Genomic DNA, 16,663 nt, shown 5'->3' on the forward strand with positions numbered 1-16,663 from the left:
CCACTCACTTAGGAGCATTGCTTTAGGAGCATTGGGGCATGGCAAAACGATTACACAACGATTTTCAGTTTTTAGACGTCGCACGTGTCGATCCTTCAAAAAAAGACATTAATACCCGTACTCACGAGTTTGTTGAGATTTACTATCCATTCGAGCAAGACCAGGTGACTGAGCAAGCGCACCGCTGTCTTGAATGTGGTAACCCTTACTGTGAATGGAAATGTCCCGTTCACAACTATATTCCAAACTGGCTAAAACTGGCTGCCGAAGGTCATATTTTCCAAGCGGCAGATTTATGCCACCAAACCAACACGTTGCCAGAAGTCTGTGGGCGAGTATGTCCACAAGACCGTCTGTGTGAAGGGGCTTGTACCCTCAATGATGGCTTTGGGGCGGTCACCATTGGTAACGTGGAAAAATACATCACCGATACTGCGTTTGCGCTAGGCTGGCGTCCAGATATGAGTGGTGTGACTTGGACGGATAAAAAAGTTGCGGTGATTGGCGCAGGTCCTGCCGGTCTTGGCTGTGCTGACATATTGGTACGTCATGGCGTCAAACCTGTGGTATTTGACAAACGCCCTGAAATTGGCGGACTACTGACCTTTGGTATTCCAGAATTTAAAATGGAAAAAAATGTCATGCGTCGTCGCCGCGAAGTCTTCGAAAGCATGGGCATTGAATTTCGTTTAAATACCGAGATTGGTAAAGATGTCACCATTGATGAGTTACTCAGTGAGTATGACGCGGTGTTTATGGGTATGGGTACCTATACCTATATGCGTGGCGGTTATGCCGGCGAAGAGTTATCTGGCGTGTATGATGCGCTTGATTTTTTAATCGCAAACGTCAACCGCTGCCAAGGTTGGGAAACGAACCCACAAGAGTACATCGACTTACAAGGTAAAAAAGTGGTCGTTCTTGGCGGTGGTGATACCGCGATGGACTGTAACCGTACCAGTATCCGCCAAGGTGCAACTTCTGTGACTTGTGCCTATCGCCGTGATGAGGAGAATATGCCAGGCTCACGCCGTGAAGTGCGTAACGCGCGTGAAGAAGGCGTACAGTTTTTATTTAACCGTCAGCCGATTGAAATTATCGGTTTAAACGGTAAAGTAACGGGCGTAAAAGTGGTGACCACTAAACTTGGCGAACCTGACAACCGCGGTCGTCGTAGCCCAGAGCCTATTCCCAATTCAGAAGAAATCTTGCCAGCCGATGCGGTGATTATGGCATTTGGTTTTCGCACCAGCCCTGCTGATTGGTTTACCACCCAAGGCATTGAGATGGATAATAGCGGACGGGTGATTGCACCTGAATTACAAACCTATAAGTACCAAACTAAGAATCCAAAAATCTTCGCAGGTGGCGATATGGTTCGGGGTTCAGACTTGGTGGTAACCGCGATTTGGGAAGGTCGCGAGGCCGCTAAAGGTATCCTAGATTACCTAGATGTTTAAGCATAAACCTTTTTTAGCTAAGAATTACTGTTAATTACACCAAAAAACCCAATATCGATTGGGTTTTTTTACAGCTAAATTTCGGTGCGTTTTTGTCCACTTTGGGCTATTATGTCGCATAAATTCATCATACTACTAGGTCAATGATATGCCATTTGCGCAGCATTTTGGTACAAAACTGGACGATTGAACATGCCAAAATCGAAATGCAGGACGGCGGGTATGGCTTTCACTGGATTTGGATTAATATCAGCAATTTATTGACCGAGAAAAAAGTGCAAGAAGTGCAACACGCTTTGTTAGCGCTACAACGCCAAAAGCCTATTATTAGCCAACCTTAAAACCCATCAAGCGACATTAACTTTGGATAGCCTGTGAATATCAAACGACTGTTAGGTGAAACCATTATCTATGGTATCGGTGCGATTTTACCCCGTGTCATTACCTTTTTACTCAATCCGTTGTATATCAATTACATCGATAAAGAAGCCTTTGCTATCTTTACCAGCCTATATGCTTGGATTGCTTTTATCAATATTTTGCTCACTTTTGGTTTTGAAACATCGTATTTTCGCTTTTCAGGAGAAGATAAAACAGGCGCCGCCGAAAAAAATGTGTTTAGCACGGCGTTTTGGTTTATTGCCATGTTGGCAGGCGGGTTTTTGGTCATGGTGTTGCTATTTAGCAATCCGTTATCAATCCTGATGGATTATGGCAATCATCCTGAATTTTTGCGCTGGTTTGCTTGGATTGCGTTTTTTGATGCGATTTGTACCATTCCGTTTGCTTGGCTACGTTATCACAACCAGCCTGTGAAGTATTCGGTGGTGCGGGTAGTGTCAATTTTGATACAAACTGTGGTAGTTATTGCGCTGTTTCGTTTTGTGCCTATTGAGGCTGCCAAAAGTTTTGGCTTGACCGAGCAAGTGGCGTATCCGTTTTTTGCCAATTTGGTTGCCAGTCTCGCCACTTTTATGATGCTGTTTCCGATTATCAAAAAAGTACGCTTACATTTTGATAAAGCCTTGTTCAAACGTATGATTCGCTATTCTTATCCGGTCATGCTGGCAGGGTTGGCGTTTATGGTGAATGAAAACTTCGATAAAATCATCCAATATTATATGATTGATAAAGGCGATGCAGGGGCATACGGTGGCTGCTACAAATTAGCGGTATTAATGACTTTGTTTGTGACCGCGTATCGGATGGGGATTGAGCCGTTTTTATTCAAACAAATGCACCACGCCAATGCCAAACATACTTATGCCGTGATGACAGAGTACTTTGCTTTATTTGCATCGGTGGTGGCGCTTGGGATTATTGCCAATATTTCATGGCTTAAACGGTTATTTATCACCGATCCCAGTTATTGGACAGCGATTAATATCGTACCGATTATCGTCATTGCGAACCTATGTTTTGGGATTTATTACAACCTATCAACTTGGTATAAAGTAACTGACCGTACTGGGATTGGCTCAGCCATCTCGTGGCTTGGGGCGGGACTGACTATTTTGCTTCATATGCTGTTTTTAAAGCAGTATGGCTTTATGGTGTCGGCGTGGGTGACGCTTTTTGTTTATTTCCTCATGATGATAGTATCGTACGCGCTTGGACAGCATTTTTATCCGATACCTTACCAAACCAAAAAAATCGTTTTCTTTTTGGGCACGCTGATGCTGTTTAGTGTGATAATCGTCAGTGCTTTTCAAATGAATTTTTGGTTATCCAATACCTTATTACTGGTCTATATTGGCTTAATCGGCTATAGCGAGCGCGCGCTATTAAAACGTTTGGTAAAAGTAAAAGCGTAATGATTGAGCCTTAATAACATTTTAATGGGTTTCAGTATTTAATTTAGCCAAATTATCCTTATATCAGTTACTAGTCGCAATTGATTCACCTTGCGCAAAAAAGTTTGCTATAGTAACAGCAGGAGAATCAATGAATTGCTACTTACCTGTGATAGACATGGGTAAGTCATCTCATGAGAAGGAGTTTTTCATGCAACAATCAAGTACGCCACAAGCAGCTACCGAGCTTGCCAATCCTCTATTAGCGAATAATGAGCAACTGATAGCAGTGTCTGCCAAAGACATTGTCAAACAACATCTCGATAAGCTCGGTATACCCCAAGATATTGAGATTGATGATGCCGAATTTGCAGAAAAAAAACAGCGCATTGCCGATTTGTTAAAACAGCATAATGCCACGTTAATTGCTCACTATTATACCGACCCAAAAATCCAAGCAATTGCCGAAGCCACAGGCGGTATCGTGTCGGATAGTTTAGAGATGGCAAGGTTTGGGCGTGATAGTGATGCTGATGTGTTGATTGTTGCAGGCGTCAAATTTATGGGTGAAACCGCTAAAATCTTAAGCCCAGCAAAAACGGTATTAATGCCAACGCTAGAAGCCACTTGCTCACTAGATTTGGGTTGTCCGATTGAAGATTTTAGCGCGTTTTGTGACCAACATCCTGACCGTACTGTGGTGGTGTATGCCAATACCTCAGCGGCTGTTAAAGCGCGAGCAGATTGGGTGGTGACATCGAGTATCGCAGTTGAGCTCATTGACCATCTAGACAGCCAAGGTGAAAAAATCATTTGGGCACCTGACCAGCATTTGGGGCGTTATATCCAGCAAAAAGTGGGTGCAGATATGCTACTGTGGGATGGCGCTTGTATCGTGCATGAAGAGTTCCGTAGCCGCAGCCTAAAAACCATGAAAGAGATGTACCCCGATGCGGCGGTGCTAGTGCACCCAGAATCACCGATTGAGATGACCCAAATGGCAGATGCCGTCGGTAGTACCAGTCAGCTGATTAAAGCGGCACAAACCCTACCGCACAAGATGTTCATCGTCGCCACCGATCGCGGTATTTTTTATAAAATGCAGCAAGCCGCGCCAGATAAGGTGTTTATCGAAGCACCGACGCGTGGGGAAGGTGCAACCTGTCGTTCCTGTGCGCACTGCCCGTGGATGGCGATGAATGATTTAGACCAAATCATCCATGCACTGGAGAAAGTAGGCACGCCTGACGCCGTACCGCACGAGATTTTTGTTGATGCGCAGCTAATCGAACAAGCTAAAAAACCCTTAGATCGAATGCTCGCGTTTGGTGCCACGCTCAAAAAATAGGCGTTAACAACCATTGTCTGTTTTTAAAATATTGAAAAAAGTCGTTGACAGCCTAACTAACTTGCTTTAATATACGCACCACTTAGCGATGATAGCCTTTAAGCTCACCATTGTTAAGGTATTGAAGTAACAATCAAGCCTAGTTAGGCAATCGGAGTGTAGCACAGCTTGGTAGTGCACCTGGTTTGGGACCAGGGGGTCGAAGGTTCGAATCCTTTCACTCCGACCATTCATTCTTTAAACTTAACCAAGTTAAAAGATGAATCAAGAGCCGAGCAGGCTTTTTTTATGCGCCTGTAGCTCAGTTGGATAGAGCACCCGCCTTCTAAGTGGGTGGTCACAGGTTCGAATCCTGTCAGGCGCGCATTTTGCTAGTCTGTAAAACCTACCTTATGGCGGATGTAGCTCAGTTGGTAGAGCCCCGGGTTGTGATCTCGGTTGTCGTGGGTTCGAGTCCCATCATTCGCCCCATATTCTAAAAAGCCCTTAATTCAATGAATTAGGGGTTTTTTTTATCCCTTATCTATTTATCGTGTTTGCAAATTTGTTATAAAAAACAATGGTTGTGCTACACTTTTTTATGATGCACCATTATTTATTTTATATATTAGGGTCATATAGTGTACTAAAAGATAAGCTCGTAAAGGTAAATTGGCAATAGCGTAACTTTACCTGATAACAAACCTAAAATAAAATCGCGTGAGACCCTGAATATGAGACGACGTAACGCTATGTGTCATCAACTTGTTATGACCAGCTTTGCTATAAGTGCTTGCTTACTTGTCAATACAGCCCAAGCGGCTACTAGGTTGCCAAAATCCCCTTGGCAATCGCATGCATCACTCAAAAGTAGCCAAGTTAGCCCAATTTACCACCAGCAATGGCGACAATCTGATTATAAATATTGCCCAATTTTAGCCATTGCTAATCATTCATCAGTGAATGTTAAAACTGCACAATCCCGCGCTGCCAATTTTTCAGGTGGCTTTGCGGTGGCGTATGATTTGAAGAACTATAAAGGCAAGCCTTTGCGCAGTGCTTACGGCGTAGCCAATGCCGGTACGACGTCTAAGCGTGACTTGTATGAGGGCTGGGCATATCGTAAAAACTATGCCGATGGCAGTTATGTGACGCTTGGGCGAGAAGGCAATAACCCACAGGGTAAAATGCTGGCTTATATAGTGCTGAACAATGGCTGTTTTTATAACATTTGGAGTCAGTTAAGTAGTGAGCATCTGCAAAAAATGATTGGTCAATTACGCTATGTCAATTGATGAATCAAACAGTAGCTAAAAAAATAGCTATAAAAAAGTAGCCATAAAAAAAGCAACGTTGCCGCGTTGCTTTCTTGGAAAATTTCTTTTTTTCGAATTTGTTTTTTTTGAAAGTTGCTCGTTTTAAATTTTCTTGTTTTAAGCAAAGTTATGCAAAGAAATTTTCTAGCACCTTACGTTGACTGCTTTGCCAGTGTGACCAGTCTTTGGCAGAGTCCGCCAGTGAGCCCCGCCAGCCTTTGATATTACCTTTCATGCTAGATAACCGATGTTGGCTGGTGGTATTGAGCAGTGTCGGCTGTTTTTGCAAACGCTCAAGCGCAACCAAGGCAGCAGGGCGGTCATTACACAATAATCCCATATCGCAACCTGCCGTTAAGGCAGCCGCAATACGGTCACCTGCATCACCTGCAACATGTGCCGCTTTCATCGACAGGTCATCGGAGAACAATACCCCATTAAACCCTAGTTTGCCACGGATAATTTGCTGCAGCCAAATCGATGAAAACCCTGCAGGTTTGTTATCAACTGTGCTAAATACCACATGAGCCGGCATGAGTGCATCTAGTAGCGGCTTGTTGCGAATAAACGGCTGCATATCATATTGGCGAATCTCATCATAACTGCGCTCATCGGTGGCATCATCCACATGAGAATCCGGGGCAACTGAGCCGTGACCGGGAAAATGCTTGCCCGTGGTTGCCATTCCAGCAAGCTTCATGCCTCGCATAAATTCAGCAGATAAGGCAGTGATTGCAATCGGATGGGCGTGAAACGCGCGATCCCCAATCACGCGGCTCACCCCATTGATATCAAGTACAGGCGCAAAACTAAAATCAATCCCAACTGCTAGTACTTCGCTTGCCATCAAATAGCCCGCGCAATAAGCCAGATCAAGCGCAGTGATCGGGTCATGCTCAAACCTTTCACCAAGTTTACCCATCGCAGGTAGCGGCGAAAAACCCGCGCGCAAGCGAGCGACACGTCCACCTTCTTGGTCAACGGCAATTAGAATATTGGGTTTGATGGCACGCATACTATCGGTCAGTTCGCGTACTTGCTCAGGGCTTTCTACATTGCGCCCAAACAAAATCACCCCGCCAACTTCCGGTTGGCGTAGCAGCGCTTCGTCTGCTAGGCTAAGCGCTGTGCCTTCAATATCGAGCATGAGTTGACCGACTGCTTGCATGCGGTAATCCTTCTGGGTATTGCTTGCCGCCAACGGTTAGATATAGTTGGCGGCAGAAAAGTTTTGAAAAAACATAGCATACGCTTTTTTTGATAAAAATGCGACTAGCTTACTGGCGATTATTATTAGCGAATATTACTGACGGTTAAGCCGTGATGGTGACGGCAACAAACTGACATCACTCACCCGACAAGGATTGATATCAATCCCGCCACGGCGTGTGTACCATGCGCGTACCATGAGCGTTTTTGGCGCAAAGGCTTGGGTTAAATCACTAAAAATCTGCTCAACGCATTGTTCATGAAAGCCATTATGCTGACGAAAGCTCAAAATATACTCAAGCAGTCCTGCTCGGTCAATTGGTTGGCTATCTATCTGAATTTCCAGTGTTCCCCAATCTGGTTGATTGGTGACAGGGCAGTTTGAGCGCAGTAAATGCGAATGCAAAATTTGTAACTGGCTATCCGAGGCGCCTTGATCGGCAACGGTCAAGCTTGAGGAATCGACATCACTGACAATGGCGATTTTTTTACCGCTATTATCTAACGCGTTATCAATACAGTCACCCTGTGGCGCGCTGATGGGTAAGCTATTTGCGATGTTTACCTCAAAAATCTCAAGCGTCACATCAGTTTTTAGACAAGCGGATAAGTCTTTTTCCACCGCTGCTTTAACAGCTTGTTGATTGTCAAATTCAGTGAAATTTAGGCTATTAAAATAAAGTTTGAGTGATTTTGATTCGACAATATAGTCTGATGTGGCAGGGATGGCAAGGCGCACCATTGCCACCTGTGAAATACCGTGCGAATTCAGCCAAGACATTTCAAAAACCTGCCACCAGTCCATGCCGATGCTTAAGGCGTCAGCAGGCAGCGCTAGCTTCGCCCGTCCTAATGCGCGCGGAATGGGGTAGAGCATATCGGGGGCATAGGTTTTTGGGTAGCTAGTGGATTGACCCAAAATACCGTGAGTTTCAAGTGGTTTCATATTTTTTTAATTTAACTAAGTTATCTAAGTTATAAACGAACGCGTGAGCCATCTGCTAAAAGATAATACGCAATGCCATAAAATATCGCGGTAAAAATCCCAATCGCCACCAAAGATGACCATACATTGACATCTGAATGACCCAAAATACCATAGCGAAAAGCATTGACCATATAAACAATGGGGTTTAGTAGCGATATGTTTTGCCAAAATCCTGATAAATCTTTAAGTGAATAAAACACGCCGCCTAGATACGTCAAGGGTGTCAACACAAAACTGGGTACGATGGAAATATCATCAAACGAGCGCGCAAATACCGCATTAATCATACCGCCCAGTGAAAATAATGCCGAGGTCATCACCACGGTAAAAATCGTGACAAACGCATGCACCAGTGATAACTGAGTAAAAAACAACGCGAGCACCGTCACAATCGCGCCAATGGTCAACCCCCGAAACAAACCGCCCGCGATAAAGCCCAGTAAAATGGTATGTTTAGAAATCGGACTGACCAGCATCTCTTCGATATTACCATGAAACTTGGTGGCAAAAAAACTCGATACCACATTGGAGTAGCTATTGGTAATCACCGACATCATAATCAAGCCAGGCACGATAAACTGCATGTAGGAGACACCGCCCATATCGCCAACCCGAGAGCCAATCATTTTACCAAAGATGATAAAATACAAACTCATGGTGATGGCAGGGGGCAACAGCGTTTGCGGCCAAATGCGAAGAATTCGGCGGATTTCCTTGACTAACAAGGTGTTAAATGCGACCAACTGGTGCTGAAAATCCATGTTAATTCTCCAATTTTTCAGTCAAATTATTTTCAACAATCCCTAAAAACAGCTCTTCAAGGCGATTGGCTTTGTTACGCATACTCGCTACCTGAATATTTTGAGCATTTAACTGGGCAAAGACATCATTTAAACTGTCGCCTTTTTTGAGCGTGACTTCAAGGGTCAACGGGTCTGGCTGCTTGGTTTTTACCACATTGGTTAAAGCAATTGATGACAGATAAGGTTGCGCCAAATCAAACACAAAGCTTTCCACATCAAGGCTGGTAAGCAAACTTTTCATATCGGTATTGATACGAATTTCACCCTGGTCAAGGATAGCAATGTTTTTACACAGCTGCTCAGCTTCTTCTAGGTAATGGGTGGTTAAAATAATGGTCGTACCTTCTTCCGTGTTAATTTGCTGCATAAAATCCCACATCGAGCGGCGCAGTTCAATATCGACCCCTGCAGTCGGCTCATCCAAAATCAGCAGTTTGGGATGGTGCATTAAAGCACGCGCAATCATCAAACGGCGTTTCATACCGCCAGAGAGCATGCGCGCTTTGTCATCGCGTTTTTCCCAAAGCCCCAACGCTTTAAGGAGTTTTTCGGCATGCGGGCGAGATTCCTTGGCAGGTATACCGAAATAGCCCGCTTGGGCAATCAAAATATCTTCGATTTTTTCAAACTGCATAAAGTTAAATTCTTGCGGCACCACACCTAAGAACTGCTTGGCTTTGGCAGGCTGTTTAAGCAAATCTACCCCAAAAATTTCTACCGAGCCTGAGCTGGGTTTAAATAGCGAGCTGATAATACCAATGGTAGTGGATTTACCCGCACCATTGGGACCGAGTAGGGCAAAAAATCCACCTTGGGGTACGGTCAAATCAATGCCTTTGAGTGCGGCAAAACCATTTGGATAGGTTTTGGTGAGCTGGGTGATTTTTAGAGCAGGGATGGTAGTGTCAAAGTTTGCCATAGCAATGCAGGTTCTGGTTAAAGGTGAGACCTTAATGGGGATGGGTTGGACAGTTTAAAGATTTAGGTGAACTAAGTTTATAGTGGTTAAGTTAAATTATATCAATGATACAATTAAAAAAGCCTATCAGTTGATAGGCTTCATCTGGACTAAAAATGACTATTTGGATTGAGACACCATATAATCAACCGCATTGGTCACTTCCACATCTAGCAAATCAGCGTTACCGCCTTTGGCTGGCATGGCATTAAAGCCTTGTAGCGCGTGTTGGTGAAGGGTAGCGGTACCTTTAGCGATACGGGGACCCCAAGCGCCTTTATCACCAAATTTTGGTGCACCTAACAGACCTGCAGTATGACAAGTATGGCAAACACCTTCATAAATTACTTTGCCTTCACGTGGTTTATCTGGATCAGCGGCACCCAATGCAGCGGCAATAGTGATATCACACTCTTTACCTTCAAAACAAACTTTACCTTGGGGGGCAATACGTGCGATTAGATTTGGGTATAATGCAACCAATTTTGCAACTTGAGGTGGGTCTTCAGGTGCTTTTTCTGCTTCCTTTTTTGCGGGAGCAGCAGAGGATGCAGGGGCTGAAGCAGTTGCCGTACTTGAGGCTGTCGCGGTACTTGAAGCGCTAGCGGTAGCTGATGCCGCTGCGGGGGCACTGGCTTTATCCTCAGCTTGGCTGACAGCGATACCCGCAAGACTTAGCATAGTAACCGCTGATAACATCACTACTTTTTTCATTCGTCACGTTCTCTCAAACAGGTGAATTAAATTATCGTAATACTTTTAAAACGGACAACATTAGCCATTAGATTGCTCGATTGTATCCGTTGGTGCAATATTGATGCGATAAATGTTACATAGATTTATTTTCCATACTATTATAAGGGAAAATTATCTGAAAAAGCTATGCTTATTTGATATGTGCTATCAACTTTGCCGAGCAGTTTTTAGCAGTAATTTTGATGATTTGCTTATTACACGAAAAGTTTGCTAAAATAGCCCACTGCTTTTTTTCAATGCCAATCAAAGCGTTCGTAGCTCAACTGGATAGAGTACAGGTCTCCGAAGCCTGTGGCGTGGGTTCGAGTCCCGCCGAGCGCACCATTTTATTGATTTTATCCTTAATATAAAACATTAATTCTATTGATAAATTCACTATCATCTGCCCTTTAGTTTACTTCATTATCATTGATTGTTTTATCCTTGATAAAAAGTTTGTTTAATCTATTAATTGACCAACAATTAGATTGAATGATAAAACGGTTTATCCCCATTAATAGTGGCACGGTGCATGACACGATGTACGGTATCGCCATAATCATGGGTCGCATAGTGCTGCGTGGCGCGATTATCCCAAAACGCAATGTCATCATTTTGCCAGTGCCATCTTACCGTAAACTCAGGTTTGCTAATATGTTGGAATAAAAAATTGAGTACCGCTTTACTTTCTGAGTCGGACAATTCATTTATCTTTGTGGTAAAGCCTTCATTCACAAAAATCAATTTTTTACCAGTGACAGGGTGAGTGCGAATGACAGGATGCACCACAGGCGGATTGTCAACTTGCGCTTGTTGCCACTGGGCAAAGCCCTCGGGGGTATTGCCAAATCGCTCTTGCGGGAAGGATTGAATAATATTGTGCGTTGCCGTCAACCCTGCCAAAAAAGCGCGAAACGCAGGCGATAAATTATCATACGCCGCATAGCTGCTTGACCACAGCGTATCACCACCAAAGCTTGGGACTTGTTTGGCTGCCAAAATACTGCCAAGCGGTGGCGTTTCGCTAAAAGTCACATCGGTATGCCAAATGGCATTGTCTCGCAAATCGGTTTTATGATTATCAAGCAGTACAATCTCTGGCTGGTTATCGGCTTGAGGGAAAATCGGGTGAATATGCAGTGAGCCAAATTGACGCGCAAAATCCGCTTGTTGTTTTGGGGTAATTGCCTGTTGACGAAAGAATAAGACTTGATGCGTCAATAATGCTTGTTCAATTTCGTGTTGTTGAGCGTCTACCAAAGGTTTGCTAAAGTCGACACCTGTCACCACCGCGCCAATATTTGGGGTAATTTTTTCGATTGTTAATGTGGTCATGATGATCTCCAAATTGTTCAGTTATCAGTTGTTACAGCTGTTTTAATATTTGCCGTACCAAGGGGCAAGGTTGGCTTGTAATTTTCTTAATAAAATTTCTAAAATAAACGCAATCACCGCAATAATTATAATCCCTAGAATGACAATATCCGTCGATAGAAACTGCGCGGCCGACTGAATCATAAAGCCTAATCCTTTAGTTGCTGCTACCAATTCAGCTGCCACCAAAGTCGACCAACCCACACCCAACCCAATACGAATACCTGTTAGGATATGCGGTAAAGCCGATGGTAATGTCACATGCCAAAGTAATTGCGATGGGGTCGCACCGAGCGATAGGGCAGCAAATTGGCGGCTTTTATTAACCGTTAAAATACCCTGCAACGTTGAGATAATAATCGGCGCTAAAATCGATAAAAAGATAAGCGTGATTTTGGTCAGCTCACCAATCCCTAACCAAATCACCAATAATGGCAAATAAGCGAGCGGGGGAATCGGGCGATAAAACTCGAGTAACGGGTCAAAAATAGCCTGAACTGTGCGATTGGTTCCCATCCAAATTGCGATAGGCACACCTACAACCACTGCCAAAACCAAGGCAATAAATACCCGTCCTAGGCTGGCAAAGGTATGCTGTATCAAGGTTGCCGACATATAGCCTTCCGTGGAGACTTTGACAAACTGTTGCCACACACTGGTAGGGTTTGGTAAAAATAAACTTGGCACCAGTCCTGTCGCAGTCACCGCCCACCAAATTGTTAACGCAGTAACCACACTGATAAAGCCCCAGACCACCCCATGATGTTGGGACACAAAAGATGAGGCACGGGTGGGGGGTGTTGTCATGGTAGTCTCAATAACGGCTGCAGTTGGCACTGATTGATGGTCGATTGGTTTATCAGCGGCGCGTGTTGCGGTATCAATCTTAGAAATTGTTTGGCTCGTCATGACCTAATTCCTGTTAAATTATTATGATGAATTGGCGCAGTTTTAGCAGCTGTCAAATACGACCCGCCACAATTTGCTGAAATAACTGTTCTCGCCATTCAATAAACTCACGGTCAGATTTTATGGATCGGGTGCTTTGTCCTTGGGCAAAGCGTTGGCTAAAAGTCGGCTGGTAATGGTGCAAAATTTTTCCTTGACCCATCACCACCAAGTCGGTTGCCAAAAATAACGCTTCTTCAATATCATGCGAAATCAACAATATTTGTCGTTTGCTTTGTTGCCAAATATTGAGCAGTAGCTCTTGCATGGATTCGCGCATAAAAGCATCAAGGGCAGCAAACGGCTCATCTAGTAACAACATTTTGGCTTTTGATGCCAATACGCGAGCGATGCCCACACGTTGTTGCATCCCGCCTGATAATTCCCAAATCGATTTGTCCGCAGCATGTTCTAGTCCTACCCACTGCAAAATTTGCTCGGTTTGTTTGGCTTGGGTTTTGGCATCGACCCCTGCTAATTTGCCAGCAAAACTGACGTTATCAGCGACATTGAGCCAAGGGAATAACGCATGGTTTTGAAATACCACCGCTCTATCCACACTGGGTTTGGTAATGGCTTGACCGTCTAGGCTTAACGCGCCTTGGGTCACAGGAATAAAGCCTGCAATGCTGTTGAGCAAAGTGCTTTTACCGCAGCCTGATGCGCCAAGCACCACACAAAAACTTTGCGCTGCCAATGATAAATTCACCTTATCAAGTGCCAAGGTGGGATGGCTATTGGACTGGGTAGTTGGATACTGTACGCTTAAATTTTCAATCACTAATCCGCTCATGCTATCTCATTCCTTATTAAGCCTTGCTATTACTTGCTATCCAAATATTGATTGGTGACAAAATCTGAATAATCAGCTAATACAGTATCCACCTTGCCTTGTGACTTAAGAAATTCAGCCGTTTTGCGGATGTTGTCAGCAAATGGTTTTTGTAGCAAAGTCTGCTGTTCACTGACGGGTAGATAACGATTGCCTGCCAGTAGGGTGCTGATATCGCTCGGTGTTGAACCGGTAATTTGCGCAATTTTTTGCACGTTGCTAGCATTACCAATGAATGCTTTAGGGTCTTGGCTATATTTACCGGTGGCATCGGTGCTGATTTTGACGAACTGTTTTAAGAAGTCAGGATTTTTTTGGGCAAAATCTTTACGTGCCACCCATAAGTCATAGGTCGGACTACCCCAGCTAGCCACTTCTTTTGAAGTCGTCAAAACATGCCCAGTGGCTTTGACTTTACTTAAAACAGGCTCCCAAACATACGTGGCATCAATATCTCCTCGCTCCCAAGCCGCATTGATTTCCGGTGGACGAAGGTTAATAATGGTGACTTTGTTTGGGTCAATGTTCCAATGCTTCAGCGCGGCAAGTAAGCTGTAATGGGTGGTAGAAACATAGGGCACGGCAATTTTTTTACCGATTAAATCTTGCGGTGTTTTGATATTACTAGCATTTCTGACGACCAAGCTTTCTGCTTCACCGATTTCACTGGTCACCAAAAAAACTTGAAGCGGTACGCCTTTGGTGGCAGCGGCTGCCAGTGGACTTGAGCCGATATTGCCAATATCAATGCTGCCGGCACTGATGGCAGCAACGACGTCTGCACCGGTATCAAACTTTCGCCAATTGATATCACGCTGCGTGGTTTGTTCATAGGTTTTGTCGGCTTGAGCAAGTTTGGCTGGGTCAACCCCCGTTTGATAAGCAATGGTAACGGCTTGCTTGCTATCTGCGGTTGATGTGTTGCCTGCTGCGGATGCGCTGGTGGGCGTTGCTTGGTTTTGCGACTGTGTTTGTGACTGCGAATTTGATTGAGAATAAACATAGCCCGCGCCAATCGCTACAATCCCTGCGGTCAATCCTGCGGCGAATAATTTATTTTGCTTAGTCATTTTTACCTCTTAATTCATCATAGATATTCTTTATGTGAATTATTATGTAAAAACCTGTATATTCTGTAAAATAATATTAAAAATATTGTATTTTCTAAAATGGAATAATACTGTGCGTTTGCCAATCGCCCTATAACTAAGCTAACCAGAAATAAGCTGACCATTCGTATGTAAAATTCGCTACAATATTGCCTTTGATAGTTAATACACTAAAAATCGGGCAATACCATGACAACCAATCTCTCTCAACTGTCACCCACTGCTGTTTGGCAATGGTTTGATCAAATTTGTGCTATTCCACATCCTACTTTTCATGAACACGCATTGGGTGACTTTATTGTTCAAGCAGTACAAACCCGCGGACAGCCATACGGGTTAACGGTCAAAAAAGATGAAAAAGGCAATATTTTTATCTATAAACCAGCAAGCGTACAGCTTGATAGCAAGATGGCAAACCATCCTGCGGTGGCTATCCAAGCGCATTTTGACATGGTGGCACAAAAAGGGGAAACCACCAACCATGATTTCATCACTGACCCTATCAAACCGGTGATTAAAGATGATTGGGTCTGGGCAAGCGATACGACGCTTGGGGCAGATAATGGTATTGGGCTTGCTATGGCATTGGCGGTGGCGTTTAGTGATGATATTGTCCATCCACCACTTGAATTGATTTTGACTTGTGAAGAAGAAATCGGCATGGGCGGCGTCCAAGCCATTCACCCTGAGTGGCTGACCGCACCTGCGATGATTAACCTTGACTCGGAAGATGAAGGTGAACTGTTTATTGGCTGTGCTGGCGGGCGTGATGCCACATTCCAGTTAACTTGTCCGCTTATTACCGTAACCGAGGATGTCACGCCGATGGTAATTAAGGTGAGCGGGCTACAAGGTGGGCACTCTGGTATTGATATTCATAAAGGCTTAGCCAATGCTAACTTATTACTGGCGCGCGTGCTGGCAAGCCTTTTTGGCTCATCGCCTTTTTATCTACAACACTGGACAGGTGGGGTACTGCGAAATGTGATTACGCGCGAAGCCTCTGCGGCGGTGTTGGGTGATTTTGAGCGTATCAGCCAGTTGCTTCCCACTATCTTGCAAACGCTACAAGCTGAATATAAAATCACGGAACCCAACCTCACCGTCACTGTTGAAAAACTAGTAGCGACGGACGCGTTGTCACTGGCATCTACCGACCTGTCCGCTCTTAGTATAGCCGACAGTCAGCGTGTGCTTAACTTGCTGCGTAGCCTACCCAATGGCGTAATACGGATGAGCGATAGTTTTGCCGGCGTGGTAGATACATCAATTAGCACGGGTGTGGTAAAGCTTGAACAAACTCACGACAATAATCACACCGCCACCCTTGAGATACGTTGTCTGATGCGATCTTTGGGTGAAACCCCAAAAGATGACATTGCCCAGCGGCTACAAGCTTTAGCAGATTTGGCAGGGGCAGCGCTAGAGTTAAGCGATGATTATCCAGGCTGGCAACCTGACCCAGATTCTAAGCTATTGGCAGTGGCAAAATCTGTGATGGCGAGCCATTTTGCAGGCGAGCCAAAACTGCAGGTGATTCATGCCGGTCTTGAATGCGGCATATTTAAGGGTAAAGCGCCAAACATGGACATGATTTCTTTTGGTCCAAATATCCGTGCGGCGCACTCACCCAAAGAACGCGTAGAAATCGCCAGCGTGGCAAAAACTTGGCAGGTGTTATTAGACTTATTAAAAGTTTTGTAATTGCTAATGATTGCTCATGCTGCTATCACAGTTGTGAAAAAATGTCGTTGCTAAGGTTTTAAATCTAGGATTTTAAATCTAGGGTTTTGAGCCTATTTTCTCAAACC

General features: G+C 44.3%; 15 protein-coding genes and 4 tRNA genes. 10 read left to right on the forward strand and 9 right to left on the reverse strand.

Annotated elements, in window-relative coordinates; all coding sequences use genetic code 11:
• Positions 1-38 precede the first annotated feature (38 nt).
• The 8 genes from AXE82_RS09640 (at position 39) to AXE82_RS09675 (ending at position 5,875) form a co-directional block, all read left to right on the forward strand.
• Positions 39-1,460, forward strand: coding sequence for an FAD-dependent oxidoreductase (locus AXE82_RS09640; RefSeq protein ID WP_062334146.1), 1,422 nt, complete (start codon positions 39-41; stop codon positions 1,458-1,460).
• A gap of 155 nt (positions 1,461-1,615) precedes the next feature.
• The gene (locus tag AXE82_RS09645) at positions 1,616-1,801 is read left to right on the forward strand and encodes a hypothetical protein (protein ID WP_062334149.1); all 186 of its coding nucleotides are present in this window, start codon (positions 1,616-1,618) and stop codon (positions 1,799-1,801) included.
• Positions 1,802-1,834: 33 nt separating this feature from the next.
• Positions 1,835-3,274: a lipopolysaccharide biosynthesis protein gene (locus tag AXE82_RS09650; protein WP_172460497.1), complete on the forward strand. Its 1,440-nt coding sequence runs from the start codon at positions 1,835-1,837 to the stop codon at positions 3,272-3,274.
• Between the two features lie 190 nt (positions 3,275-3,464).
• Positions 3,465-4,601: a quinolinate synthase NadA gene (gene nadA / locus AXE82_RS09655; protein ID WP_062334152.1), complete on the forward strand. Its 1,137-nt coding sequence runs from the start codon at positions 3,465-3,467 to the stop codon at positions 4,599-4,601.
• Positions 4,602-4,753: 152 nt separating this feature from the next.
• Positions 4,754-4,830: transfer RNA gene (locus AXE82_RS09660), tRNA-Pro, on the forward strand.
• Between the two features lie 61 nt (positions 4,831-4,891).
• Positions 4,892-4,965, forward strand: a tRNA-Arg gene (locus AXE82_RS09665).
• Positions 4,966-4,996: 31 nt separating this feature from the next.
• A tRNA-His gene (locus AXE82_RS09670) sits at positions 4,997-5,072 on the forward strand.
• 278 nt (positions 5,073-5,350) lie between these two features.
• Entirely contained in the window at positions 5,351-5,875 is a 525-nt protein-coding gene (locus AXE82_RS09675; RefSeq protein WP_065252134.1) for a hypothetical protein, read from the forward strand.
• Between the two features lie 148 nt (positions 5,876-6,023).
• Here AXE82_RS09675 and nagZ read toward each other — a convergent pair whose 3' ends face one another.
• The 5 genes from nagZ to AXE82_RS09700 all read right to left on the reverse strand — a co-directional run bounded on the left by nagZ (position 6,024) and on the right by AXE82_RS09700 (position 10,568).
• Positions 6,024-7,064 (reverse strand): beta-N-acetylhexosaminidase, encoded by a 1,041-nt coding sequence (nagZ, locus tag AXE82_RS09680; RefSeq protein ID WP_062334157.1) that lies wholly within the window; start codon positions 7,062-7,064, stop codon positions 6,024-6,026.
• 135 nt (positions 7,065-7,199) lie between these two features.
• Positions 7,200-8,051: an NADPH-dependent 7-cyano-7-deazaguanine reductase QueF gene (gene queF, locus AXE82_RS09685; RefSeq protein WP_062334161.1), complete on the reverse strand. Its 852-nt coding sequence runs from the start codon at positions 8,049-8,051 to the stop codon at positions 7,200-7,202.
• Positions 8,052-8,080: 29 nt separating this feature from the next.
• Positions 8,081-8,854, reverse strand: a complete 774-nt coding sequence (locus AXE82_RS09690) for an ABC transporter permease (protein ID WP_007116373.1) — start codon at positions 8,852-8,854, stop codon at positions 8,081-8,083.
• Position 8,855: 1 nt separating this feature from the next.
• Positions 8,856-9,815, reverse strand: a complete 960-nt coding sequence (locus tag AXE82_RS09695) for an ABC transporter ATP-binding protein (RefSeq protein WP_062334164.1) — start codon at positions 9,813-9,815, stop codon at positions 8,856-8,858.
• 159 nt (positions 9,816-9,974) lie between these two features.
• Positions 9,975-10,568, reverse strand: a complete 594-nt coding sequence (locus tag AXE82_RS09700) for a c-type cytochrome (protein ID WP_007116371.1) — start codon at positions 10,566-10,568, stop codon at positions 9,975-9,977.
• 290 nt (positions 10,569-10,858) lie between these two features.
• Between AXE82_RS09700 and AXE82_RS09705 the strand changes: the two genes are divergently transcribed.
• Positions 10,859-10,934, forward strand: a tRNA-Arg gene (locus AXE82_RS09705).
• A gap of 138 nt (positions 10,935-11,072) precedes the next feature.
• Here AXE82_RS09705 and tauD read toward each other — a convergent pair.
• From tauD to tauA, 4 genes are all read right to left on the reverse strand, one after another.
• On the reverse strand, positions 11,073-11,936 hold the full coding sequence (gene tauD, locus AXE82_RS09710) for a taurine dioxygenase (RefSeq protein WP_228140533.1): 864 nt from the start codon (positions 11,934-11,936) through the stop codon (positions 11,073-11,075).
• A 30-nt stretch (positions 11,937-11,966) separates the two neighbouring features.
• Positions 11,967-12,770, reverse strand: a complete 804-nt coding sequence (locus AXE82_RS09715) for an ABC transporter permease subunit (protein ID WP_062334938.1) — start codon at positions 12,768-12,770, stop codon at positions 11,967-11,969.
• Positions 12,771-12,924: 154 nt separating this feature from the next.
• The gene (locus AXE82_RS09720) at positions 12,925-13,704 is read right to left on the reverse strand and encodes a taurine ABC transporter ATP-binding protein (protein WP_082741461.1); all 780 of its coding nucleotides are present in this window, start codon (positions 13,702-13,704) and stop codon (positions 12,925-12,927) included.
• Between the two features lie 29 nt (positions 13,705-13,733).
• Positions 13,734-14,813 carry a taurine ABC transporter substrate-binding protein gene (gene tauA, locus AXE82_RS09725; protein WP_065252133.1) on the reverse strand — a complete coding sequence of 360 codons (1,080 nt, stop codon included), beginning with the start codon at positions 14,811-14,813 and terminating at the stop codon, positions 13,734-13,736.
• 228 nt (positions 14,814-15,041) lie between these two features.
• On the opposite strand from tauA, the gene AXE82_RS09730 reads away from it, so the two are divergent.
• Positions 15,042-16,556: an aminoacyl-histidine dipeptidase gene (locus AXE82_RS09730; protein ID WP_062334170.1), complete on the forward strand. Its 1,515-nt coding sequence runs from the start codon at positions 15,042-15,044 to the stop codon at positions 16,554-16,556.
• Positions 16,557-16,663 lie beyond the last annotated feature (107 nt).

It is taken from the genome of Moraxella osloensis, assembly GCF_001553955.1.
In the GTDB taxonomy this organism is placed as follows: Bacteria; Pseudomonadota; Gammaproteobacteria; order Pseudomonadales; family Moraxellaceae; genus Faucicola; species Faucicola osloensis.